This is a genomic window from Bacillus sp. 22475 (assembly GCF_052044835.1).
Lineage (GTDB): Bacteria > Bacillota > Bacilli > Bacillales > Bacillaceae_G > Bacillus_A > Bacillus_A cereus.
This window is the reverse complement of record NZ_JBQENW010000033.1, coordinates 1-25,884: the sequence shown is the minus strand read 5'-3', so window position 1 is coordinate 25,884 and position 25,884 is coordinate 1. Positions and strand designations below refer to the sequence as shown.

The following is a 25,884-nucleotide window of genomic DNA, read 5'->3' as shown; positions in this document are numbered from 1 at the left end:
TTATATTAACATTAATATAATTTATGCACTTTATTCTTTCCACCCACTTTATGAAACATCAAGTGTTTCAAATAAAACATTTTTTAAAGCTCTCCTACCTTTCCGTAAGCGAGCTTTGTTTAATAACTATTTTGCTTAAATTCACATCTAGTTTTCTTAACATTCGAATTAATAACTGTATAATATAATTAATCTATTTGTATAAGAGGTGATTATTATGAAATGGAAATGGAAACAAAAATACAATCCGAAGTATCTCTTTTACCGCATGTATAGTTATGTTTATAAGGCCCTTGATAATATATCATGGTCTTTAAAATAAATTACACATTTGTAGTATGCTCTTTTCCAATCGCTATAAAATTAGGAAGAATAAAGATGCTTTATTATATATGTTTTCTCCAAACCGTCTTAAGAATAATGCAGTTTTTTATTTTTTCAATAGTACTTACTAAGTATTTCTGTTAATATTTAATTACCGATATGTGTATCAACCGGCCTGTGCTTCTGTACGGGCTTTTTTCGATGCTTTCACGCTTCGTAATCCCCAGGAACCTGCCTATTAGGTGGGGAATTCTACTAGATTCCCGAATATTAATACAAACAAAAGCCTGCCCTATTATCTCTATAAAGACATCATTGCAAACATAATCCCTTATAGCTTCAATGGATTATCAACTTTTTCATAATATTTTTCAGAGTTTTTATATTCATATTTCTGTAACATCTTTATATAACATTTTAATATATTACGTGTTAAACTTAAAACATTCCAAGAAGTCCTTTACTTTTAGAATCGACAATTCTTCAATACCCTTAGTCTTGCCCTGCATCCCCTGCAGGGCTTTTATCATTTAGCTAAAGGCTGATATAGGTAAACCTTTTGTGCGTTTCTTCAACCTTATCTGTGCTGTTATTTACACCCCTAGCTCTTGAATTCTTTATCATCCACAAGATTTTCTTTCGTTCGTATTCATTTCTCTGCTATTTACCCATTATTCCCCATCCTTAATAACCCGTTTATTGATGTGTTCCATAACTTTATCCTTAGTTAGATTTTCAATAACAACCTCTATTTTCCTAAAATTCAATCAAATCTTTATAAATTTTTAACGAGTATTAATTGATAGGAATCCCACAGCATAAAATGGAATTTATTCTCAAAAGTTATTAATTATTCTATCTGTCAAACTATTAGTTTATCTCTGCTTCATATTTTAATTGTCTTTTAACCACGATCAAACAAATAAAATACACAAATAGGTAAGGAGCATTAGTATGATTATACAAGAAAAATTATCTTTTTCAGATCTAGATTCATTAGATTCAACTACCGACTCCATAATGGATGCGTTTAAAGATCTTTATGGAATACTTCCTGATGAAATTGCAGTAAATAATGAGACGTTTCCAATTCATAATAAGCCTGCTATTACTGAACGTTATGATCATGCTTGTTATAAAATGCTGGGACCTTTTATATTTCGAGATCCTGAAAAACCTTCAATAAATGAAATAACCCTAAAGGAACAATTTGTATGTAATCCTAATAATGAAGAAAAAGAGATTGTAGTGACCATAGAAGAACAATGGGTAAATATACAATCTTGGACTTCGAAATCTATTACAGGTTTAACTTTAAAATCAGATCTCATCATTGCAGGTAAATTTCAATCGGGTAATGAATTTAATATTTCAACTTTTGTAGGCGAAAGTAATTCAAAATCAATTCATATCTCTCCTTCAATTGAACATTCTATTAAAGTGCCTCCAAATAGTAAAATCAAAATAGCAATGATAGGAACATTAATTACTGAGGTTCTACATTTCCAATCAATTATAACAGTACAAGGCATGTTAGGTGCATGTTTTCCACGTATGGTTCGTGGACATTATGTTGGGTTTAAAAGTGCCGGTCACATCCTAAATAAAACATTTGGAGTAATTGAAGGATCGATTAACAATACAGTACTTCAGGATATTGAAATGGATATTAAAGGGATAGAACCTTATTCCTATAAACAAAAAGTGATCAAGTAGTAAAGTTGAAAAACAAAAAAAATATACTGTTTTTTGATTCTATATCATATATAGATCAATAGAATAAGAAAACGGAAAAATCTATGGCTAATCGTACTTCAAAATCACTGAATGGGGGAAAATCAATTGTCAAACAAAAATGATTTAAGTTTTTTCATTATTAGATTAGTATTAGGGTTAACTTTTTTTGCTCATGGACTCACAAAATTTCAAGATGGCATTCATAATACGGAAAATTTCTTCAACAGCCTAGGAATATTCGATTGGCTTGCATATCCAGTAGCAATTCTTGAACTAGTGGGTGGAATTTTAGTTATTCTGGGGCTTGGTACACGAATTATTTCAACCTTATTTTCTTTCCTTATAGCCGGAGCTATTATTACTGTGAAATTTGATCAAGGATTTATAGGAGGGTATGAATTTGATTTATTATTATTGGCTGTTTCTTTATTTTTTGTAGTAAATAACAGCCAACCTATATCATTAGATAAACTCCTATCGAATCGTAATAATAAACAACAACAAACTCTATAAACATAAAGTTTCTCCTTAACACGTAAATTTTTATTTTGCGAAGAAGCTTATTTATATGAATTACTCAATTTAGATCCGAAAAAAATAAAAAGAATCCCTTATATTTTGAAAAAGTTTTTTCAAAATATAAGGGATTTATAATTTACTTTTAAATTATTGTATAAAAGGACTTCAACTTTTGGTTACATAAATACCTTCTTATCTTTTTTAAAACGCTCTGTATGCATTTTCTCAGTTGTTAATACCACTTTCTGTGGAATCTTATATAATGGTAGTTTATCTTTACAGAACTCTCTTAATCGCTTTCTAAATTCACTTACACTTTCATTTGTACTTAATTTAACCACAGCCTTAACCATTTGCCCTGTGATTGCATTTTTTTCACCAACAACAGCAACCTCCTCTACTCCATCCATTACCTGTATTACATTTTCAACTTCAGCTGGAAATACTTTTTCTCCGCCAATATTTATAATCTCTGATTTTCTTCCTAAAATTTTAATATAATCTTCATCTACTTCCACCATATCTCCTGTCATAAGCCAGCCATCTTGAGTAAATGGACTTGGAGCATTAATATAGCCAATCATTGTAGACATTGATTTGATCTGCAACATTCCATCCACTACTCTTGACTCAATATTCTTATCGCTTAGTTTGATCCACAAAGAATCATTCGATTTAGATTGTGAATATAAAACTCCATATTCTGACAACCCATACATTTGTGTAATTTTAACATGAGGGAATATTTCGTTTATTTTACTTAGTGTAGCCTCAGGCATAACTTCTGATCCATAAGAAATAGTCTGCAAACTATTTAAATTATACTTTTTATAAACCTCACTCAGTATAAGTAAATTTATAAAAGTTGGTGATGCGGGTAGAGCTTGTACTTGATGTTTCTCAATCATGTTACATACTCGATTAGGGGTACGATCATCAATAATTACCAAACACCCTGAGCTGGAAATAATTTGGAAGATAGTATTAACTCCCCCAATGTGATCAAATAACATAAATGGTATAACACGTTTTGCACTCCTTGCGACACTGTACTTCTTTTGAAGTAATGTAAAATCATGTACAATTGCTTTACTACGTCCGGTTGTACCAGATGAAAACAATACTAATCCTGGATGTTTTAACTTTTTCAGTTGTAATAATAATTCATTTTGAATGTAATCCCTTTGTATATTGATTATTTCAAAGCTTGCCCTTTCAACTTTAATTACATTTTCTAATTCAACTATTTCATAGTATTCTTTCTTCTTACTGTCAACCAATGAATTTAATATCGGTACTACAGTACATCCTAATTCAATAAGTGCTAAAAACATTGCTATAGAGTATGGAGAATAATCCGCTTCCAAAGAGACTATTGTATAATCCATCTTTCTATGTTCATTTAACTCCCTTGTATAAATCTTTATTTGATTTAGAAACCACTCATATGTGTAAGTTTTATCCTCCCAAACAATAGCTTCGCATTCTTTATTCATTTCAAATCTTTCAAATAAAAAATCAATATGCATACCTAACCTCCTTTTAAATTTTCTCCTTTAATATTTTGTCATGTCAGTGATTTTAATTGTTCCTGGCATTCTAAAATATACGCAACTAATGTTTCTATTGTTTTGAATGGGCTATTATGTTGCGACATTGTATCTAAATTAACCAAATCAACCGATAAACCCAATTCGTCTTCCAAGCCTTGTTCAATACTTACCAGTAAAGATACCAATCCTAACGAATCTAAATACCCTTCCCAATCATAAAGATGTGCTTTCACTCCTTTTTCAAGATCAATTTTATTTTCAAGATTTTCATTCACTTCTTCAACACAGCACAATACGATTTGAATAATTTTTTCTTTATTTGTATCTTCCAAGTAAATACACTCCTTTTTATGAATCATCTTTTTACTATGAAGAGTTCCTTTCAGCAACTGTAGTACTGTATAACATGAACATTGAATACACTTATTCAACTACTGGTAAGGTTCGTAAGTGTACATAGTAGCCTTACTCTACTTCTCTCAATTATCTTTTCCCTATCAAGACTGAAGGCTATAATTATGTTGCAGAAGAAATAAAATATTCTCATGTAAGACACACTCTCTATTAATAATATCCATCATTATCAAATTAAAAGATTCGAGATCATTTAAGTTACTATCTTTTTTTAATAATTTAATATGTGCAATCTTATACAGTCTTTCCCATGATTGTTTTATATCCATTAACTCACTAGTAACATGAATAAATTTATCTTCAAATAACTCATTCATGTCTATAAGTAAGTCATATAAAAAATATCTACTCCATCTCATATCAAATAAACATTTCAAATACAAAGGAAACATATTTCTTTGTTTATGAAAATCTTCATTTATATTTTCTTTAAGTTCCAGGGCTGCAATCTTACCAAAATAATATATCTTATTGTTTTTTTGCATAACTAAACCTCGAACATACTCACTTGATATTTTTTTTAGTGTTCTTAAAAAAATATCTCTAAGATTTTCCATGCTTATTTTTTCTTGTATAATTACATCAATTGATGAGTAAGGTGAAATCCTTTCTATACCTTTTGCTTGAGCCAATTCAGGTATAGCTTTTCCTCCTTTCCAAAAAGAATGGAACTCCTCCATTGATATCTCACCCATAAATTTATTAGGAACTGGATCTTGAACAAATACTTTATCTTCTGTAAGTTTGTTAATTGCGAGGTAATGGTCTGTAACATATTTATCCGTATGGACATCTATATGACTTTTTATAAATTTGGGGTTCAAATAATCATTACTATATGGTAGAAAAAAGGTGCTTCCTAAGGCAATAAATACTTCTTGACGATTCAAACATTCTTTTATATATTGAAGCCCCTTTTCGAAATTAGAATATACATGTTTCTCCATACGAAATGTTTGATTATATTCTAACAACTGTGTATATCTTGCTACAGAAGGTATCGATGTGATAGTATCCATACGATATGATGGTATACTATATAACTCTTCATTCGCTATTAAACTCATGTAACTAACGCTACCCATACTTTTTAATTTATCGTGAAGAATTGGTATATAGCATGAATAATAATAAGGGACATCAAAAGTTGGAATTAATTCTTTCATTTTCACTACAGCACTCACCCCATATTTATTTTTTTACAGCCCTATCCAGTTCTCAACAGTATAATTCAACTGTAAGTCCTTAGTAGCTTTAAATTTTCTATTTGGAATAGGTTGTCCTAATTTATCCACTTCAAAGAGTCTAAAGCCTCTTGAAAACTTAAACCTGCATTCAAGGTCCCTTGGCACTTTAAAATTCCCTGCAAAACGATTTTTTTCTATTCTATCTAGTATCATGCCTACACTCATATAAATTCGTTCACCAACTGGTGTATTTTCAGGTACTTCGACTGTTACAGAAACATCTACAAATTCTGATAATGTTTCTATTACCTTATATTTTTTAGGTATTCCTTTTACACCTTGTGTCACAAAGGTAACTTCGGCTTCTCCTATTTTCTTAGGTATAATTGTTCCATCCCCCATAACCTCTAGCACGTCTGGGTTATCAACTAAAAATACACCATCTAAAACACTCATTTCAAAACCACTATCGTACGTAACAATTGGATTAATTTTCACTTTCATTCCAGTTAATCCAACTACATCTCGACCATCTAATATAACATTAACTATATTGCCAACATCTCCAAAGAAATATATTAATGGTAGATGCATACGTTCTCCCCAGTCTTTCTCAAAATGTGCACCATTTGGATCCTGATAAAAAATTAAATCATCTCTATATTTGTAACCATTTTCCAATAAGGTTTCTGCAATATCTCTCACATGTTTTACCAAGAAAAAACCTTCCGCACTACCTATATCCATCCATATTTTTAAGTCTTTTTTTCCTTCATACATTTCATATAATTTTAATTCCGAATGATCATCTTCAACTTTCACAAAGAATGGAGATAACATCCCAATTTTCCCAAACACTTCAGGATTGCGGAAACCAATATTATAAGTTGATAAACCACCTGCTGATGACCCTATTAGAGCTGTATTTTCAGCATTAGTCAATGTTCTAAAATTTTCATCAATGTAAGGTTTCACCTCATTGATTATAAATTTTTCATATAATAACCCTGAGCATTCTATATGTTTATCTGGTGAAATGAAATGACAAAACTCATTATTTTCTATGATTCTTTTATGTGCTATACCTACTATTATTATCTCTTGAATTTTCCCTTCATAGATTAGCATATCAGTCGTCTTGTGGACATTCCATGATTCATCATTTTTTATTACTGGCTCAAACAAGCGCTGCCCAGCATGCATATATAATACAGGATACTTTTGGTACGAATTGCTTTCATAACCAGGTGGTAAATATATAAATAGTTTCCTACTATTCTCAAGTATTTCAGAATGAAAATTTTCAATCGTAATCACTTTAGAAGTTCGTTCCATAGTAACCTCCAATTTTCTATTTTTCACTATCATTAATACAGTTCTTTTCTAGTTTTTTCTTTAAAATCGTATCCTTTATTAACTTTTAAGAGAATTTTTCTGTATAAGCTTTTGTTTTAGCTACCAGAATGAACCCCCCGATTTTAATTACAATTGTAAAAAAGTAGACCCATATAGTTAAGACTCCACCAAGATAGTTTTTTCTGCAGTTTGCCACTTTACAACCACTTCTCCAGTTCCAAAACTTGGGGTCCGATACTTATGATTCTCTCCGCCTTCAATCAATAGTGTTTTATTGATCTTTCTAATAAATTTAAATTCAAGCAAGGTATCAGCCGGAACACTTATATCAAGATAACCCGTAGGAAATTGATACATTATTTGATTAAAAAATGGCCCTACTGCCTTGCAAGGATTCATATTCCCTAATGAATATGTGTTCCCCATTATAAAAACTTCACTCTCTGGTATTTCATATCCATTTTCAATAACAAATCGAATACAAACTTGCTTTGTATTGAAGACCTCTACATGTTTATAGATATTACTCCTAGTTCCTGTATCTGTTACAACAGTAATTTCATATTTACCATCGTTCACTGCTGGAACTTTTACTTTTATACTAGTATGTGACCATGAAACAACTTCCGCCTCTTTTTCCTCAAATAATACTGATCCTTTTTTAGAAGTAAAGCCACATCCTTCAATACAAATTATTTGACCCACTGTTGTCATTTTATGTCCCACAGTTCCTATTAAAGGTATACTATTTACTCCTTTATGGTGCCAAACATGTACTGACCCAGGTCCAAGCCATAATGAATCTATATTATTATTTTCAACTCTAATTGCTTCACCATCTAAAAGGCCATCCAATATGTCCTTATACTTTCTAGAAGGAAGAATTGTTTTAACATCTTTTATTTCATATCCTTCTGTTAAATTTCGATTCAACGCTATTAATACCACATCACTTCCAAAGTACCTTTCATATACATAAATATCATCCGTTATATATCTTTCTTTGGTATTTCCATATGGAAGTGCATAATTTAAACTACGAAGCGAAGATAAAGATTGTATTATCTTAAAGTTATCTGTATTCACATCAAAAGATTTCATTTGACCACGATTGTTCGGATCTCCATTTCCAACCATATACTGCTCTGTACCATAGTATACAGAAGGTATTCCCCTTGAAGTTAACAAGAATGCTAATGATTGTTCTATTCTACGTTTACTTTGTCCATTAATGTGAAAACGGTCCATATCATGATTATCAATAAAAGTAACAAGATTATTTACATCATTATAAATTTGATATGTTTCTTCAACCATTTTGTGTAACCCATGCATGGAATCCATTCCATCTCGAAAAACTTCACGTACTTTATGAGCAAAACTAAAGTCTAATAAACTCATACCACTATTATTTGCAAAATGAACATTTCTATGGTCATACTCATTCGGATTGATATACCATTCACCAAAAATAAATACTGGTCTATAATTATAGATTGAATTTAGCCAACTTTTTTGCCAGCCATATGACATGTGTTTTACTGCGTCAACTCGTATACCATCTATTCCTTGGTCTAACCATAGTTTAATAGCTTCTTTAAAATACAAATCAATAGCTATATTTTGGTGATTTAGATCTGCAAGATCAAATAAATTACGATACACTCCATCTTCATATTCTTCAAAATCCGTCCCACCATTATGATGAAAATAATGATTGTAATCATTATCGTATCCACCAAGTAATAATCCATTATCATATAATCTACCATTTTCAGCATAGGTCGCATCATCATGTAATGCAGGCGAAGTGTGATTAGGTGCAAAATCCATAATAATTTTTATATCTTTTGCATGAGCGGTTGTTATTAAGGTTTGAAAGTCTTCAAATGTCCCAAAAAAAGGATTTGTTCTTTTAAAATCACGAGCCCAATATCCATGATATGAAGTACTTCCTACCAAATCATTTATTGGAGTAAAGATATTTTCTACTGGTTGAGATATCCATAATGACGTCACACCTAGTTCAGTAAAATAATTTGTATTTAATTTTTCAATAATCCCTATCCAATCTCCACCAAAGTATTTCTTTTTATTTTTCCTAGATTCATCGTATAATCCCCCTTTGGGATTATATGATGGGCATCCATTATGGAATCTGTCCGTTACAATTTGATATATTATATCTTTAGAAAAATTAACGTTGTTCCTATTCACCTTAAGCTTATCTTTTTCTTTCAAATGACAACCTCCATCCCATAGAAGCATTTACCAGCTATTTTCAAACGTTTAGCACTCTACCCTTAAGTACTATTTGAAAAATAGTTAAAATATATTTCGCCCCCTAACTAGTAACTCATGTTTCGACTCAGTTTTTCATACAAAATAATGTCTACAAGTGGGTTCTATATTTGTCCTATAAACTGTACCATTTGATTTATGTCGAAGTAAGGGAAAAAATGTCATTATATGGGGAGGATAAATATAGAAAATTCTTACATAGAATTATGCTTACAAAATATAGCCCCAATAAAATACATAGACAAAACATTTTTTATTTGGTAATATTCACCTGAAAATATTTGGTAAAACTTTATGCGGAGAGGAGTATTAAAAATAAATACTAGATTATTAATAAAAATACTATTTATACTACTAATACCAATCTTATATTCCAAAATAAACTATAAAATATAAATATAGCTTCCGCTCTTACAAATATTAAAAACCTAGGGAAAAGCTGTAAAGAAATTTCAAAATAATCTGGAGAAATATTTTATTTGTAAAAATCTTATATAAAAATTAAAACATTATTGTACAGTTAAAATATTCCTTCCTAAATGCTAATTAAAATTTTCTTTATAAATTAAAGATTTACTTCTACAAATTTGATAATGCCATTAGTAGATATTTTCTAGTAATTTAATTTCATAACAATGTAAATCCACTTACATTCTAAGATTTCTATGGTTAATTTATATTGTTTTTTATTTTTCAAACATTTATGTACTTAAATCCATTTCATACCTACCATTTTTACCTCAAAATAACAATATCTTATATTAATATAGTTCTTTTACAATGAGATTCCATTTCATTAATCGTCTAATTAACTCGATTACTAAAGTTCATCACCATTAGTTTGCAAACAAATTTTTATAAATGAGTTACTTAAATTTGTGAGGTGACAATACTATGCAACAACAGGTCGAATTAGATTCCGCTCTTGCTGCTTCTTCGAAAAAGACATTATGGAAAAATCGTACATTTACTTTTGTATTTACAGGTTATACCTTATCAATGTTCGGAAATTCATTTCACAGTATTGCTTTAAACCTTTGGGTACTACAAGCAACAGGAAGTGCCAAATTAATGTCTACAATTGCCATAACTCATATGGTCATGAGCATGTTGTTTTCTTCCATTGCAGGTACTGTTGCAGATAGGGTAGATCGCAGAAAACTAATGTGGATAACAGATATAATAAGAAGTCTTTTAATACTAAGTATCGCATTTTGTATTGCAATACCCGGTACCCCCTTTATACTTATTATTATCTTAACCGCTCTTACTTCTTGTGCAGGATTATTTCAGTCTCCTGCATTCCATGCTTCCTTAGTTGATATTGTAGGAAAAGACAAAGTTCAACAAGCTACTGGAGTATTAAATGTAGCAGATAATGTATCTCGTATTTCGGGGCTAGCTATAGGGGGCGTTGTAGTTGCAGCATTTGGTGGTAGCATTGCTATCTCAGTTGACGCAGTTACTTTTATGTTATCCGCTATTTTAGTGTTGTTAAGTGGAAAGTTTCCTAATTCTACAAAAAAAACAGGAATCAAAAATTCATTTCAAGAGGACCTTGTTGCAGGCTTCAAGTATATATGGCAGAACCCTTTTGCTAAATCTGTTATTATACTCTCGCCTACTTTAATCACATTTTTCACTGCTTCATTAATGCTTATTCAAGTAATGTCTGTAAAAGTGTGGAAGGCAAATCCGATTGAATTTGGGATAATTGAATCTAGCATTCCAATAGGTTATATGTTAGGCGCAGGCATTATTATCTTTTTTGATAATAAGTTACATCGACGGGGTTGGTGGATAATCCTTAGTATGGTTTTACTAGCTCCAATCTTTGTAGGGCTATCTTTTGCTCCATCTGTTCTTTATGCAGTACCATTAATTCTCCTCTTAGGAATACTTTTTTCATTTTGTACATTGCTTGTCAATGTGATTATTAAAGTTGAGGTAGATCCTGAGTTACAGGGAAGGACTTTTGGAACACTTGGTTCTCTTACGAGTATTGCATCACCAGTCGCTTTAGCAATTTCCTCATTTTTCGCTGACATTTATGGTCCACCATTAATCTTATTAATAAATGGGGTCTTATTATTTATTTCAGGACTAATTGTACTGTTCTTTCTTAAATCAATTAGATCATATAAGTGATTCTTTTTCGTTATAAAAAAATTTAATTATCGAAACTTGAAAAATGCCGAAATTGTTAAGGATATCAACTCTTTCGGCATTTTTCCCATATCACTTAAGGAGAGATTTTTATGCCGAAGAAAATACTTATACTAGGAACCTTTCTGATAGCGGCTAGCCTTTTAGGTTGCACAGATATAGAACACAAAGATACTCTCAACAAAATAGAAGCACCCGAAAAAGAACCAGTGGATGTAAAAGAAAAAGTTGCACTTAAACATATGACAGCAGAAGAATATTTAAAAAACTATAATAAAATTAAGAGTACTGTATCTACACAAGGTATTGAAATTCTTCCATTTAATCTTGAACTAGAAAAGCAATCCAATACATATAGGTTTTATTACCCTAAAGAAGTAGATAAATCAGATCAAGATATGAAATGGGTAAGTGTCATGTTAGGAGAAAACGGAAAAGTAATTGATGGGATTATGTATACTGGCTGCGCAGATATACCTACGATTAAGGCAATGATTCAAGCTGCTAACATTACATGGACTAATGAATTAGATCAGTTAATTGGTTCAATAGGAAATGAAGATTTTTCAAAAACATTGGAAATTGAAAAAGTCAAACTATCTGTTAAAGGTAATTCGAAAAATATTAAAGTTATGATAGATTCAATGAAATTAGATCCACCTCAATCCCTTTAAAACAACTATAGTCCCCAATTCCTATTTAATTTCTTTAATTTTACACTATATAGAAATTTATTTAGCTTTTAATAATTAAGTCTAGCTATGAGACTATACAAAAAATCGTCAGCGCTTTTAAAAAGCAACTGACGATTTTTTTATTCTCTTACATTTTTATTTAAATTGGCATCAACAATATGACTCTGTCTATTTATTTAATTCTAACTTCCAAAACATTATTCTATAATTTCAAAAAGGTTATTGCCATTATTACCATCTGGTAATATAAATTTCACATGTTGATCTGCTGGAATAGTTATATAATGATATTGATCAGGTTTAGTTAATTTGGTTGTACTTTTCCAAGTTCCTGAAGTCCAGTACGTTACTTGTGAAAAAAATGCTAGTGGCGGGAATTTCTCTGGATCGGTTGACTTATCATTATCTGATATAATTCCAGGCTTAATTCTAATTTTCTTTCCTGCCGCATTTTTAAATTGAAAATCATAAACAATTCCATAGTTTCCTTCAAGCGTCGGGTTAGAATTTTCTAGATACCATATAGGTGCTTCGTATTCATTAATACCAACACGAGGTTGAGGATAGGCTTTACTTGTCTTTGAACCTACATAAAAGGTACTTGTTGTTACATTATCAATAACAGCATACCGTTCATCGTAATTATAATTAGCAGTTGAAGTAGTTTTATTAAAATCCCCTATTGCTTAAATTTAGTTTTTATCTCTATATTCGGTACGTGAAATTTCATCATCTCATTATTGAATAAGAGAAACTTGAATAGCTAGTATTCCCCCAATTTACTCTGCATGGTTCCATTATCCATTAAGCCTTTAATAATTTACGTGTCTTATCTATTTGATTAAGTCTGTTTTTTCAGGCGACATATCAGAGATATTTTATATCTGTTTCGTATGTGTGTTAGCCAGTTGTTTGCAAACTTGTTAGCAAATTTTTTATATTTCTTCTATTATATTTTCCTTCACAAACATATCATACTTTCCCGCTAACTCTTCAAGTTTCTTTGTATTTGGTATGTATGAAAAAATGAAGTACTATTATTTTTCTATGTTTTTTTATTCTAAAAATACCTTTTCATTTCATGAGGCTTCATTTTATACATCGTATTAATAGGAGAAAACATACATGCTACCATTTGAATCCACATTCAAGAAACAGAATGATTAAAAAGACTACCATAAAAACCCACTCATCACTAGAAAAAATACATAATATAATTGCGAACGTATAAAATTCAGATTTATTTTAAGGGGGAAAATTATCAAATGTCAAATGAACCGTGTCCAATTATTGCTCCGTGTCCAATTTTCAGTCAAACACAAACACCTTTATCTAATGCACCAGCAGAACCTATTGTTACGGTAAATCCTATAATAAAAGTTCCAGTAGTTTTAGCGGAGAGAACACTTCAAATTGTTGTAGAAGCAGATGTTCCATTAGATCCACCAGCATCTGAAATTAAACGTGTTTTAAAAAATGTATATTTAACACAAGGTAAATTAGTTCCTGTAGCATTTACTCCAGTAGAAGGTACGCCTTATCGTCGTGTTACAAGAGCAAAATTATTTGTATCAGGTTATATTCGTAAAAATATTGAATATGCATCTGGTGAATGTAATGCAGCTTTATATGATCGTATTGCTAATGTTCCTTTTTCTGGATTTGCAGATTTAACAGAAGGTGATTTTTTCACTTTACCTTTAATTGCAGCTTCTTCAGATACAGCCTCTCATTTTATTAATCCTAAGGATGGCGATTTACCTCGTTTGGATAAATATTTCTTCGAAAATCATGTAGTTTATAATGAGCAACCTACTGTTGAGATAATCAGTGCTAATTTTTATGAATTAGATTTTTCTCCATGCCCAACAACGTTAGAGGCAACATTTGATGCTTTACGTGAAAAGATTGTGTTAGATCTTACACTAAAAGTATTACAAGTACAACAAGTACGAGCTGGTATTGTTTAATAAATAGAAAAAGACATTATCTTCTTTATAGAAGATAATGTCTTTTCTGTTTTGATAAAACATACATAATATTAACAATGAGTGTATATAACTGATATGGATTTATTTATAAATTCATCGGATGGGATGTGTTTTACTGATGAATCAGCCATGGTCTGGTAATAATATGGGACATAAAATTTATAAGATTAATAATTTAAATGAGCAATTAATTTCAAAGAAAAAACAAAAAAAAGAAACAGAAAAAGAGAAAGAGAAAGAGAAAGTATTTTCTGAAACGAGGCAAAGTAATAGAATAAATTCCATGGTGGTAAAAACGCCGTTTTCTGTTGTGTCAGAAGTAACGAATTTTTTGACAAATCCTATTTTGAGTGAAAGAAGGCAAGAAGTGTTTCAATTTGAAAATAACAATATTAATAATGAATTTCGTGAATTAGAGACACAATTGATAGCTACCTCAAATTATTATTATGAAGAGCCGTATTGTAAAATGGTTTCTTCTAAGGTTTTTGAAAATAGAATTCTTTTCGAATTGAATATAAAGAAAAATACGAGTGATATTCCAAGAATAAATAAAGTAAAATCATCGTGGGTTCCTATACACAATTTCATAGTAAAGAAAAAAGAAATAGAATATGAGAACTATATAACAGGTGAATTACCAATTGAATTGGGTAGATATAAAACAGAAATTAGCTTACAAGAAGTGATAGATTTTAAGAAGAGGATTATAGGTTTTCAAAACATTTCACAAGATGTTATTTTAACTGAAAGTAAATTATTGTTACTAAAAAGAACAGAGAGAGCAAATTCGAATTCAAAAGAAATTGTAATAGACAAAGGTACCTTATTTGTGAAGGGACATATTCTTCAAACAATTGAATGTCTTATAGATAATAAACAATCTGGTGATAATTTTTATTGTTTAATGCAGAATATAGAGTTAGAAATAGTTATTAAAATTTTACAAAATCAAGAACTGTCAAATTGATTAAGGACGGCTCTTGTTTTTTCACTTCACAAACACATAAGCTTCATTTGCTGTTATATAGTAGAGGGTCCATTATCCTTTTACTGATAATCCAAGATCACGAAGAATTTTAGCTAATAACTCAAAGTATTTATCATAGCTACGTTTGAATTTCTCGCAATCTCTCGTTTCCCATAATTCTGCATGAACAAATTGTTTATTTGCTTCTGATCCTGCACCATATGCAATGTATATGAGAATTGTAAACTTGTCTTGGGTATAGGATAAGAAAAGAATTGATGATGCAAAATTACATATTTCATTTATATATATTTATTTATAATAAAATGGAATTGATCAACATTTTCGTTAAAGATAGTCTATCAACCCCTAACTACCTAATAAACTCAAGTAAACGCATCTTAAGTCATTTTAAGAGGTACAAAAGGCACCCTTTTGGGTGCTTTTGTATAAAATTTGAACTGATTTTTTATATTCGCTACCAACCACGAACCTTTTTAGAACAATAGTATCATTATGTCTCCTTTTTAGAAATTATTCTTAATTACCTTTAAGTTTTTGCACCAGAACTGGAAAATCCCTGACTACTCGAAACATCAACTATCAGGTACTAATATTCAATAACGCGTACTGAAAATGATTAAACATTTTTATAAACCAGCGGAACGTTTAAGAAATCAATTTTTCTCTTATCGAAATTTAATTAGCTTACAGTAATACAGTGATCATATATTTTTAAGAATAAAGGAAGAATATATAGAAATTGCTACAGAAATGTGAAGTTTAATTAATTTAGGAGGAACAAACTTGTTTAATCAGCTTGTAAAAGTTATACCAAATTTAATTTTATATAGAAAATAATCAAAAACGTCCATTTATTAACACCATAGCATTTCGCAAATTTAAATTTTCGATTCAAGATATTATTAAAGTTTCACAACATAGTTTAAATCAATTTTTAGATGGATCACCTATTTATCCGAATATATCTAATCACACGATCCTACCGGAAGGAAAAGTATTTATCTATCATCACAATTATTTCATAATGACAGATTCCATGCTTCATCCTATAGATAAAGACATATTGCAAAAACTGTATTTATTAAAGAACTGTATACCAATTTCAAAAAAATAATTTATCCTACTTTAAAATGGGCCCCCCTATTTCATCATATCCCTCTCACTTTGTGGAAAAGTACTTAGAATAGTACCATTCTTATATTTAAAAGCATTTCTCAGTGGAATTTTCCTCATCAATAATTATTACCTAAAAGATACTAATTCAAAGAAAACTCTACTGGTTAAATACTAACCAATAGAGTTTTCTTTTTTTATCTAAGGATTCTTTTTTTCTTAAATCTTCATTCATAGTTTCTTGGTTCACCTGATAGTACGTATGAAGACTCATATCATATTTTGGTAATTTTCGAATGTTTTATTCTAAGTACATTCGACATAAATTGATTTTTTTTTATGAATTTTCTTGAAAAATATTGTAAAATCACTCCATTTTTTCTTCTATTTTGCTATGATAGTTACAATTAAATAAGATTAGGATATTTCTATAGGATGGGGGCGTATATTATGAGTGTCTCAGTAAAAGGAAATGAGCAGTTAACCGCTCTATTGAACGACTGGTATCGATCTATGCTATCTCAACAAGTTATAAAAGCTACTAATCTAAAAAAGAAAATTGATGAAAAAATCAGTAAATTAAGCACTGAGCCAAATCAAGAACATCAAGATCAAAATTTGTTATTATATTACTCACTACTTGAATTCCGTTACAATGTCTTAACAGATAGCCTAGGTATTCAACAAAATAGCTTTGATGCCATTAGCGACTATGATATGCCTGCAGACCATTTTCTACGCTTCTATTATCACTTTTTTAAATCCATTCATTCCACTTTTATATCAAATTATACTGAGGCAGAGGAACATTATAAACTGGCAGAAAAGATATTAGTAGACATACCAGATGAACTTGAACAGGCTGAATTCTACTATAGAATTGCTACTTTTTATCATCATACCTATAACATGCTTGCTTCTATCGAATACGCAAATAAATCAAGAGCAATCTTTTCAAAGTATGAAGGCTATGAAGTAAAAACAGCATTTTGTAATAGTTTGTTAGGTGGTTGCTGCATCTATTTAAAACAGTACGAACAAGCTGAAGAATATTTACAAAGTGCAATTGATTTACTACAAAAGAATAAGGAAGAAGATTCTTTGTTATACGTAAAAAGTACTATGGGATGGCTGTACTCTGATCAAAGTATGTCTACTTTAGCTATTCGTCACCTTTCAGAAGTAACAGAGAAAATCCCTACACACTTCAAGGCTATCTTCCTACAAGCTAAGGAACATTATAAATTAGGAGAACAATCAACGGCTAGCAAACTCATTGTTAAGGGATTAAAGATCTGCAGAGAAATCCATAACGAAGAATATCTACATCACTTCTTTATTTTAAAAAGATTAAACGAAAACATTCCATTGGAAGAATTAGAAAAAATCATTCAAGAAGGAATCTTATACTTTGAGAAAGAAGAGTTATGGGAATATGTTGTCGAATACGCTGAATTATTTGCCACAAAATGTAGACAATTAGAGAACCACAAAAAAGTAAGTGACTATTTCCATATTTGTTATCAAGCAAGACGAAAATTAATCGAAAAAGGAGTATTAAAATAATGAAAAAAATCAATTTATTATTATCGGGCATTGCTTTCATTGGGACGTTAATGGTGGGAATTTCTCAGTTTTCTAAAACAGATCAGCTTGCTACTCATGGGCATTATCCTACTCCTTCATATAGTGTTGGCGATTATGGTGGTGCACCACCACAAATTTAATATAAATGTATTTAAAAACCCTCCAAATGGAGGGTTTTTAAATGGCTTATCTGCCTGTTCAATACGCATAGAGAGTATATATTCTACTTATTTACTATGTTATAAGATTTTTCATTTCCACTCTGTAACAAGATTCTAGCATTCTCTCCTATAATCTCAACTTAAATCTTAAATCCACCAATTAACTCTTGAAGTTCTTCCGCCATCTGTGCTAATTGTATTGCTGAAGAATTTATCTCTTCCATAGAAGCATGTTGTTCCTCAGATGAACCAGCTATCGTTTGCATACTTGACGAATTCTCTTTTACAGCCATAGCTATTTGATCAATCGATGTATCGACTTTCATTGCATCAGTTGTCATTTTATTTGATAGTTCTACCATACCATGCACTTTTGATACAATATCTTTTGCAGATTTTGAAATTTCATAAAAACTTAGTTTTGTATCATTCGCAACCTTAATTCCCGACTGTACTTCTACTCCTACTTCATTCATAGCTTTTACAGTCTCATGTACGTCTGCTTGTATTTCCTTAATTAAACTTCCAATTTCCATCGAAGATTCGGATGATTGCTCTGCTAGCTTCCTAACTTCATCCGCAACAATTGCAAACCCTCGTCCCTGTTCTCCTGCTCTAGCTGCTTCAATCGCTGCATTTAATGCTAATAAATTTGTTTGTTCCGCAATATTTTGAATCGCTTCTAATATACTGCCAATTTGCTGTGATTTCTTATCTAATAATTTTATGACATTATCTGATTGAGAAACAGAGTGATGGATAGACTGCATTTGTGTTACAGTTTGTTCTACTAATTTTTCTCCTTCATTGGCTTTTTGTTTAGTGTATATGGAGGAAGTCGATACTTCAGAAGCATTCTCAGCTACATATTGAATATTACGTGTTACCTCACCAATTAATTCAGCTCCAGACTCAACTTCATTATTTTGAACCTCTGCACTGTTCGAGATTTCTTCCATCTCTTTTGTAATTTGCTCTGTCGCAACACTTGCTTGCTCTACACTAGCAGTTAGTTCCTCAGAAGACGCCGCTACATGTCCTGCAGATGTGTTAATTCGAGAAATAATAGTACGTAACGACTCTGCCATTGTATTGAAACTACCACCTAATTGACCAAGTTCATCTTTTGAACGAATATCTATTTTCTCGGTTAAATCTCCCTGACTAATTTTTTGAGCTGAAATAACTAATTGTCTTAATGGATTAATAATAGATCTAAGTATGAATAAAATTACAATTCCACCTAACAATAATGAAGCCCCTATTATAGTGAGCGTTTTATAAAAAATAGGATTGGTAGCTTCTTCAATTTCTTTCATAGGCATTACGCCTGCTATTTTCCAACCTGTTTTTTTGTTTGTCTTAAAGCTTATGTTTCTATCTTCGCCATTGAGGCTATAAGTAATTACTCCATCTTCTGTCTTGTACAATTCATCCGCTAAAGTTTTCTCTAATTTCTCTCCAGGCTTTAGTGATGGATGAACAACTATAGTTTTATCTTGACTAACTATTGATACAAATCCTTGCTTTCCAATTTTTATCATTTTGGATGTTTTTACGATATCTGTAATATTCAAATCTAAGCCAATGACACCACTTTTATCTGCATTTTGCTTTGCAATTGCAATTACCATATTTCCTGTAGCCTTTGATTTATATGGAGATGAAACAATAATCTCTCCATTTGCTTTTACTGCATCCTTATACCAACTACTTTCTAATGGATTAAACCCTTCTGGTATCTTGCCAACAGGTGCATGAATAAATTGATTGTTACTGGATGCCGTATAAATCGTTTCTATCTCTGGATGTAACTGTATATATTGATCAAATTTACTCTGTACATTTTGCGATTGTTCAGGATTATAATCACCTTGTGTAAGTATCTTTGCAAAATGGGTTACATCTGTATGCTTATTTTCTAATTCATCATCTACAATCTTATCTAAGATACTTACGTTATCTTTTGCTGATTGTAGGATTGTTTCATTAAGATCTGTTTTTGCCTTATTATAAGATGATACTCCTACGATAAGACTAGGTATAATTAATATGGCGATAAATGCCATAGACAACTTCGTTTTAAGCTTTATTTGTCCAATTCTTTCTTTTATATTTAACACTAGATACTTCTCCTTTTCACTTTTACTACTGATATAGTTTATTTGAATTTTTCTCCTTTATTTTTCCACATTCATTTATGGTACCATTCGAAACGGAACTATAATTACATCCCATTATTGAAACTTTATAATTTAGCGATTTAAATTTCACAGGTAGAGTTTTATCTATCCTCCTTTTGAATATGTTATTTTTCTAGATTTAGCAATTATTAGACTACGAATTATTCCATATAAACTGGATGAAACATATACTTCATTTTGAAAATAATTATTGGATTCGTTTGGATAAAAATTTAGTTTAGCGCTATTCCAATCAGATGAAATCCTTACCATAATAAATTCACAAAACATAACTAAGTAAATTTATTCCTTTAATAATTATATTTAACTGCCTTTTAACCATTCTAACTGTATTACTTCATTGATTTATCTACTTATTACAACCACTTTTGTATTATTGAATCACTAAACCATAAATTCTAAATAGGAGAATAAAATAAATTAGAGAATTACATTGTAACATGTATATATAAGTTTTTAATATTAAAATTTAAAACTTTACTATTTCTTATATGCAATATTACATGCGAAAAACCTTAATTTTTTTGTTATACTATGCATGTGGATTTTTCATCCGAAAATCTACCCAGACGCATATTTATGTATATGCCGCCCTAATTGATGAAAGTGAGAAGAATGTTTATCATTTTTCTCACTTTTTTATATTTTAAATGTTTGCTGGTTCAAAAAATCTTTAGACATTTTATATTTAAATCTTAATTATCCACACATGTAAATAATATTATAAAAATAAACTTAAAAAGGGAATTGAAACTCCAAATTTAACCTTTTGAATCATTTATTTTCTAAAAAACAATTCCACATCTTTATCAACTCATTTTAGAATATTTAAACAATAATTTTATATACATTCCCTGCATAAATTATTCATTTTCTTTTATATAACATCTACTTTTTTACTTCTGATAAATTATTAAACATTGGATTATTATACACACCCCAAAAAACATGAGGTATTTTGTAGAATTTTGTCTATCAATATGTATGTACACCCTTTTGTAGTGGATATAGACTGTGAGGTGTAAGGAGATACCTTACAAAATAATAAGAAGGAGATTATAAAATGAGTAGATTAACAAAATTCTCAAAGTTAGCATTTGCAACTTTAATCGCGGGAAGTAGTTTAAGTACCTTTGTTTCGTCGCACAGTGTACAAGCTGACACCTTAGATCCTAAATACCAAGACACTGTAAAATTCATACCACCTTCTAGTGCTAGGCCAACATTGGAACAAAAAAACACTATTGTTCCCGAATCAAAAGTTATTAAAAACCATTATGTAAAGTACTCTAAAGCACATTTCCAAACTAAAGAAAGTATACCAAAAGAGATTTATTATTCTTCAGAAGGCTTTAAGGGCTATATACAGGCAAGTACCGTTTGGGATATGGGAGATCATTTCGCAACACTATATTCCGGAACCGTTATTCGATGTTAGACTTTTAATCCCTTCTCTCCTAATGCTTATAATGATCAATAGCTCACTGCCAATACTGTAATATCTATTGTTCATAAAATAAACCACAAAATCTTTCGATTTCATGGTTTATCAAATATAAAGATAATGCTAAACGAATACTCTAACATTACCTTCCCCAAAGTTAATTATAGAGTATTTTCAAAAAAAAGATACTCTTGTAGTGTCTTTTTTATATTATTTTTTAAAAATTCCGTCTACTAATACGTTATGTTTGCGGCTATTCATTTATTTCACTACGATACTTTTCCATCTCGTATATGCAATAGACAATGATAGCTAAACTCCAACTGACACCATAATAATCATGTGTGTAGAAGTCATATCCCGCCTTAATACCTTTCTCTATTACAACAAATGTAAATCCTAAAGCCACCCATTTGTTAATTTTCATCTTAATATACGTTAAAGAGATAATTATTAAAAATAAAATATTTGTAAGATGATTTATCATTAGCTCATATTTTTGAATGTATACTGCCATCATACAAGCAACGATATTAGTCGCAATGCCAAAGGCAATCACTGCTCCCCAAATCCTGTCCGAAAGTCCCACTCCTGAGTCAGTCCCTTCCTAAACAAAAATCCTTTTCTTTAATTCGTTCCTTCACCCTATTCAAGGTATGCTAAATTATCCTTGTCTGATGAATATCTATTTATCTTTTCATATAGAGCAAACAAAATCTCTACTCATAATTTTTTCTTTATTAGGCAAACTATGTCTAAGCCGTTTGAACTAGCGGCTTCACTCTTCTGGTAATGGGGTAGCACAATTTATTGAATTGACTAACTCATTCAACCCACTGGCACCGGCAGGCAACAAAATAGTTGTCTGCCATTTTCATGTATCCTTTTTGAAAATGTAAAAAAGATAAGATCCTGTCTACTTTTGGTATAGGACTTTTTCTTTTCACATATACTATTTTTGAACCTGTTTACCAATACGTGTCCTTATGGTGTCTTGAATTCCTCCTAATAAGGGCTGCAGATACGACTGCATGCCCTTATATTTATGTTGCTTCTCTATATTGAATAAAATAATTAAAAACTAAAAATGTAATATTACATTTTTTTCTGTTCAGATTATGTTAGGATTTGCTTCGTAGTCGAATTATGGTTTCGTATCTAATTCAGCAATATGTGAACTGTTTATCTAAAGAAAAGACACCCAAAAGGTGCCTTTTCTTCTTTTCATCTAAAAAACATTTTTCCTTTTCAGTAAGATCCACTTACCCCTCTAATCTAAACCTCATCTTTAAAGGCAATTTAATCACAGTACTTAAGCATTTTCACCTATTTCGATATGCCTATAGTTTAATTTGAAATCAAATTTCCAGCACTATATTTGCTTTCTTACAGATTTTCTGTCTTGTTCTTAATTCTGTCAAAATCCTCATGCAGCTATACAAAGAATATATGCTATTATGATTCTAAGAAACTATGTGTTCCCTTAACCCTGTATCCGGCCCTGTATTTTTTACAGGGTCTTTGTTTATTTTATTTACTTTTACTGGCTTATCAGAGGTAATACACAACCAATTTCAATTTAAATCGTTTAAATGTTAGTTAGAATTTGAAATAATATATCTATTACCTTTTTTAACAAATGAAATCTACTATTAGATTTCTAAATGTATACTGTACTAAGCGCCATTTAACACTATATACATAGTGTTAAATGTTTTAATTGAATATTAGTAATAGTAAGTATAAACATTATCAATTTACTATATATTACATTTATATGAAAATAGATATATGTTAAGCTTTTTCAAAATCTTTCCCCTAATAAAGATTTGAAGTAGCATTTCATGATTCTCCTTACTGTTAATATGCCTTGAAAAAGAACCCTATAGGGTTCTTTTTCTTCTCATTATAACCTCAGTAAGTCCTTATTTAACATGCAAAAAGGACTGCTGATTACCTGCAGCCCTTTAAACATTAATATACACTTGTATTAAATACTTAACACTTTATTGTATTAGGAATTCATACATACTAAACATGCCATTATCATTTAGACATATAACACTTTAAAGTTTAGAAGTATACAATAACAAATCTTTCCCAGCTTCCAGCTGCATAACTAGTAGCTGTTAATTCTCTACCACCATTTGCTGATATATACCTGCCATTACTGAGTGCTTGTAATACATATATCCTATTGTCTCCACCATTATATAAGATAAACTTTTCCCATGCCCCAATTGATGTACGATCCGCTACTACTCTACCATTTGGCTCAAACGAAACATACTTCCCATTACTTTTGGCTTTTAAAGCGTACGTATATAATTCTCCAGTCGGAATTAATTCGAATTTCTCCCATTCATTAACTGCATTACGATTAGCTGTTACATTTCCTAAAGGCTCAGCAGAAACATATTGTAAATTTGCTGCCTGTATAGCAACTGTCCAACTTCCATTAAATAAATTCACGCCTTTTAATGTAGCTGCTTTTGATAGGTTGGCTGCAGATACATCATTGGATGGTGTAATCATCAATATCATTAAAACCATCGACAACACCATTAAAACTAAATTTTTTGAGATTGTATTACCTCTTGCACGTGTTATAAACCTTTTCATTCCCATTCCTCCCTTAATATATATAGAACTCATATACATCATACCAAATATGTAAAACATTGTAATATTTGAGAGGATTTATCAACAAATACCCTACTATTCTGTTTCTTTTTTCTCAAATCTATTGCACTTAAACATTTATTAAATAAAAAGCATCTAATTCTATTTGAATTAGATGCTTACATTTAGTCCTTAAGCCTAACATTCTAAACTATTTATGTATTTGTAAATCTTTTTTTATTACATCCCAGAGTGAATTATCTTGACGCATCGGTTTACCCTCTTCATCCCATTTTAATTTTCCTGTTCCCAATTCATAATTCATCCCTGTCCATGTGTCTTCACGGAATGCATAGAATGATTTATGCCATCCTTTTTGGTTAAAGATAGAAATAAGATCTTGCATGTATTGGGTAGCACCTGGAACAGTACGGTTAATTCCAAACTCCTCTGCAATAATTCGATTAGATGGTACATGATTTTTCTTAGACCATTGTTGGATTGGCTTCAAAAACTTCTCTAATCCCTGCTTATTCCACATTACAGGTTTCTCTAAGTCTCCTACTTTTACTAATCCTGGATATTGATATTCTTTATTTTTCTTTTCACCTTGACTCGTTAATTCATATGGTTCATACATATGAAATGCGTAAAGCGTTTTTTTATCCTTTACTGGCTTTAAGTATTTAAAGGCCCATGGAGTAGCATATAAACCTGAATCTAAAATAACTGGTGTTTCTTGGTCTACTTCACGAATGGAATTGATCACCTTTTGATAAAATCTGTTTAAATCCGCTGTCGTTCCCTCCACTTTTGCATACCATTTCTCGTAATCTTCCGTCCAAAAATCATTATATCTATTATTTTTAGCTGTTTCTGGATGTGGTTCATTTATAATATTATAACCAACCAACGCGGGGTGATCTTTTAGTTCCAGAGCGAGGTCCTTCCAAAATTGACTTGCTTGTTCTTGATACTTCTCTTCTTCCCATATTCTGTCGTCATTCTTATTATTATTAAATTGGCGCCATCGATCACCAGGTAAGGATAACATTGTAAGAACGACTTTCATTCCTTGTGATTGTGCGGCATCTAAATCCGCCTTTAATTTTTCTAGATCTTCCTTTACTAATCCCTGATAGTTATCTGAATTACCTATCAGAAAATCCTTTCCAGAAGTATCTGGTTTATCTTCAAATAGAAAATCTTTATCTTTCGCCCATTTATCAGGTGCTAAACGAACATATTCAATATTAGCTTCTTTTGCACTTTTATAGTTTTCAGGTAATGACGTACTATTCATGAAATTAGTACCCTTTCTTTTCGAATCCCAAAAACTAATTTTTGAATCGCTCTTATGATAAGTATCAGCTCTTACATTCATTTCCTGTACTCCAAAACTCATCATGCCTAATAACGCAACAATTGGCAAAATTTTTTTCACAACTTTTCCTTCTTTCTCTTTATATTTTACACACATAACATACCTTTGTTTTGTTACAGGAATATGGCAATT

At 30.6% G+C, this 25,884-nt stretch carries 18 protein-coding genes and 2 pseudogenes; 10 read left to right on the top strand and 10 right to left on the bottom strand.

Features of this window, described 5'->3' with window-relative positions; all coding sequences use genetic code 11:
* Positions 1-1,278 precede the first annotated feature (1,278 nt).
* Entirely contained in the window at positions 1,279-2,040 is a 762-nt protein-coding gene (locus ACTJJY_RS27980) for a hydralysin-2 (RefSeq protein WP_078994697.1), read from the top strand.
* 111 nt (positions 2,041-2,151) lie between these two features.
* Positions 2,152-2,574, top strand: a complete 423-nt coding sequence (locus ACTJJY_RS27975; protein WP_440607107.1) for a DoxX family protein — start codon at positions 2,152-2,154, stop codon at positions 2,572-2,574.
* A 182-nt stretch (positions 2,575-2,756) separates the two neighbouring features.
* Here ACTJJY_RS27975 and ACTJJY_RS27970 read toward each other — a convergent pair whose 3' ends face one another.
* The 5 genes from ACTJJY_RS27970 to ACTJJY_RS27950 form a co-directional block, all read right to left on the bottom strand.
* On the bottom strand, positions 2,757-4,109 hold the full coding sequence (locus ACTJJY_RS27970; RefSeq protein ID WP_440607106.1) for an ANL family adenylate-forming protein: 1,353 nt from the start codon (positions 4,107-4,109) through the stop codon (positions 2,757-2,759).
* A gap of 38 nt (positions 4,110-4,147) precedes the next feature.
* Positions 4,148-4,465, bottom strand: coding sequence for a hypothetical protein (locus ACTJJY_RS27965; RefSeq protein ID WP_000390268.1), 318 nt, complete (start codon positions 4,463-4,465; stop codon positions 4,148-4,150).
* A 165-nt stretch (positions 4,466-4,630) separates the two neighbouring features.
* Positions 4,631-5,719 carry a hypothetical protein gene (locus tag ACTJJY_RS27960; protein WP_086407499.1) on the bottom strand — a complete coding sequence of 363 codons (1,089 nt, stop codon included), beginning with the start codon at positions 5,717-5,719 and terminating at the stop codon, positions 4,631-4,633.
* A gap of 27 nt (positions 5,720-5,746) precedes the next feature.
* Complete coding sequence (locus ACTJJY_RS27955; RefSeq protein ID WP_440607105.1) at positions 5,747-7,069, bottom strand: alpha/beta hydrolase; 1,323 nt, start codon at positions 7,067-7,069, stop codon at positions 5,747-5,749.
* A gap of 177 nt (positions 7,070-7,246) precedes the next feature.
* The gene (locus ACTJJY_RS27950; RefSeq protein ID WP_440607104.1) at positions 7,247-9,331 is read right to left on the bottom strand and encodes an alpha-amylase family glycosyl hydrolase; all 2,085 of its coding nucleotides are present in this window, start codon (positions 9,329-9,331) and stop codon (positions 7,247-7,249) included.
* 954 nt (positions 9,332-10,285) lie between these two features.
* Here ACTJJY_RS27950 and ACTJJY_RS27945 point away from each other — a divergent pair.
* The 4 genes from ACTJJY_RS27945 (at position 10,286) to ACTJJY_RS27930 (ending at position 15,213) form a co-directional block, all read left to right on the top strand.
* Positions 10,286-11,539: an MFS transporter gene (locus ACTJJY_RS27945; protein ID WP_267379845.1), complete on the top strand. Its 1,254-nt coding sequence runs from the start codon at positions 10,286-10,288 to the stop codon at positions 11,537-11,539.
* A gap of 110 nt (positions 11,540-11,649) precedes the next feature.
* Positions 11,650-12,231: a hypothetical protein gene (locus tag ACTJJY_RS27940; protein ID WP_440607103.1), complete on the top strand. Its 582-nt coding sequence runs from the start codon at positions 11,650-11,652 to the stop codon at positions 12,229-12,231.
* A 1,286-nt stretch (positions 12,232-13,517) separates the two neighbouring features.
* Positions 13,518-14,222 (top strand): CsxC family protein, encoded by a 705-nt coding sequence (locus ACTJJY_RS27935; protein WP_440607102.1) that lies wholly within the window; start codon positions 13,518-13,520, stop codon positions 14,220-14,222.
* 139 nt (positions 14,223-14,361) lie between these two features.
* A complete protein-coding gene (locus ACTJJY_RS27930; RefSeq protein WP_440607101.1) occupies positions 14,362-15,213 on the top strand; it encodes a DUF7852 domain-containing protein in 852 nt (283 codons plus the stop codon).
* Between the two features lie 78 nt (positions 15,214-15,291).
* Here the strand turns inward: ACTJJY_RS27930 and ACTJJY_RS27925 are convergent.
* Positions 15,292-15,444, bottom strand: a pseudogene (locus ACTJJY_RS27925) (N-acetylmuramoyl-L-alanine amidase); the annotation flags it as partial.
* Between the two features lie 613 nt (positions 15,445-16,057).
* Between ACTJJY_RS27925 and ACTJJY_RS27920 the strand changes: the two are divergent.
* From ACTJJY_RS27920 to ACTJJY_RS27910, 3 genes and pseudogenes are all read left to right on the top strand, one after another.
* Positions 16,058-16,424 (top strand): annotated as a pseudogene (locus ACTJJY_RS27920) (glycosyltransferase family 2 protein); the annotation flags it as partial.
* A 376-nt stretch (positions 16,425-16,800) separates the two neighbouring features.
* Positions 16,801-17,916, top strand: coding sequence for a tetratricopeptide repeat protein (locus ACTJJY_RS27915; RefSeq protein WP_440607100.1), 1,116 nt, complete (start codon positions 16,801-16,803; stop codon positions 17,914-17,916).
* Positions 17,916-18,077, top strand: coding sequence for a Phr family secreted Rap phosphatase inhibitor (locus ACTJJY_RS27910; protein WP_440607099.1), 162 nt, complete (start codon positions 17,916-17,918; stop codon positions 18,075-18,077). Before ACTJJY_RS27915 ends, ACTJJY_RS27910 begins: the two co-directional genes overlap by 1 nt.
* 161 nt (positions 18,078-18,238) lie before the next feature.
* Here ACTJJY_RS27910 and ACTJJY_RS27905 read toward each other — a convergent pair whose 3' ends face one another.
* Positions 18,239-20,221, bottom strand: a complete 1,983-nt coding sequence (locus ACTJJY_RS27905) for a methyl-accepting chemotaxis protein (protein ID WP_440607098.1) — start codon at positions 20,219-20,221, stop codon at positions 18,239-18,241.
* A 1,144-nt stretch (positions 20,222-21,365) separates the two neighbouring features.
* Between ACTJJY_RS27905 and ACTJJY_RS27900 the strand changes: the two genes are divergently transcribed.
* A complete protein-coding gene (locus ACTJJY_RS27900; RefSeq protein ID WP_440607097.1) occupies positions 21,366-21,740 on the top strand; it encodes a hypothetical protein in 375 nt (124 codons plus the stop codon).
* A gap of 259 nt (positions 21,741-21,999) precedes the next feature.
* Here the strand turns inward: ACTJJY_RS27900 and ACTJJY_RS27895 are convergent, their stop codons facing one another.
* The 3 genes from ACTJJY_RS27895 to ACTJJY_RS27885 all read right to left on the bottom strand — a co-directional run bounded on the left by ACTJJY_RS27895 (position 22,000) and on the right by ACTJJY_RS27885 (position 25,848).
* The gene (locus tag ACTJJY_RS27895; RefSeq protein WP_440607096.1) at positions 22,000-22,335 is read right to left on the bottom strand and encodes a hypothetical protein; all 336 of its coding nucleotides are present in this window, start codon (positions 22,333-22,335) and stop codon (positions 22,000-22,002) included.
* Between the two features lie 1,484 nt (positions 22,336-23,819).
* A complete protein-coding gene (locus tag ACTJJY_RS27890) occupies positions 23,820-24,368 on the bottom strand; it encodes a fascin domain-containing protein (RefSeq protein WP_440607095.1) in 549 nt (182 codons plus the stop codon).
* A gap of 211 nt (positions 24,369-24,579) precedes the next feature.
* Positions 24,580-25,848 carry a glycoside hydrolase family 5 protein gene (locus ACTJJY_RS27885; protein ID WP_440607119.1) on the bottom strand — a complete coding sequence of 423 codons (1,269 nt, stop codon included), beginning with the start codon at positions 25,846-25,848 and terminating at the stop codon, positions 24,580-24,582.
* Positions 25,849-25,884 lie beyond the last annotated feature (36 nt).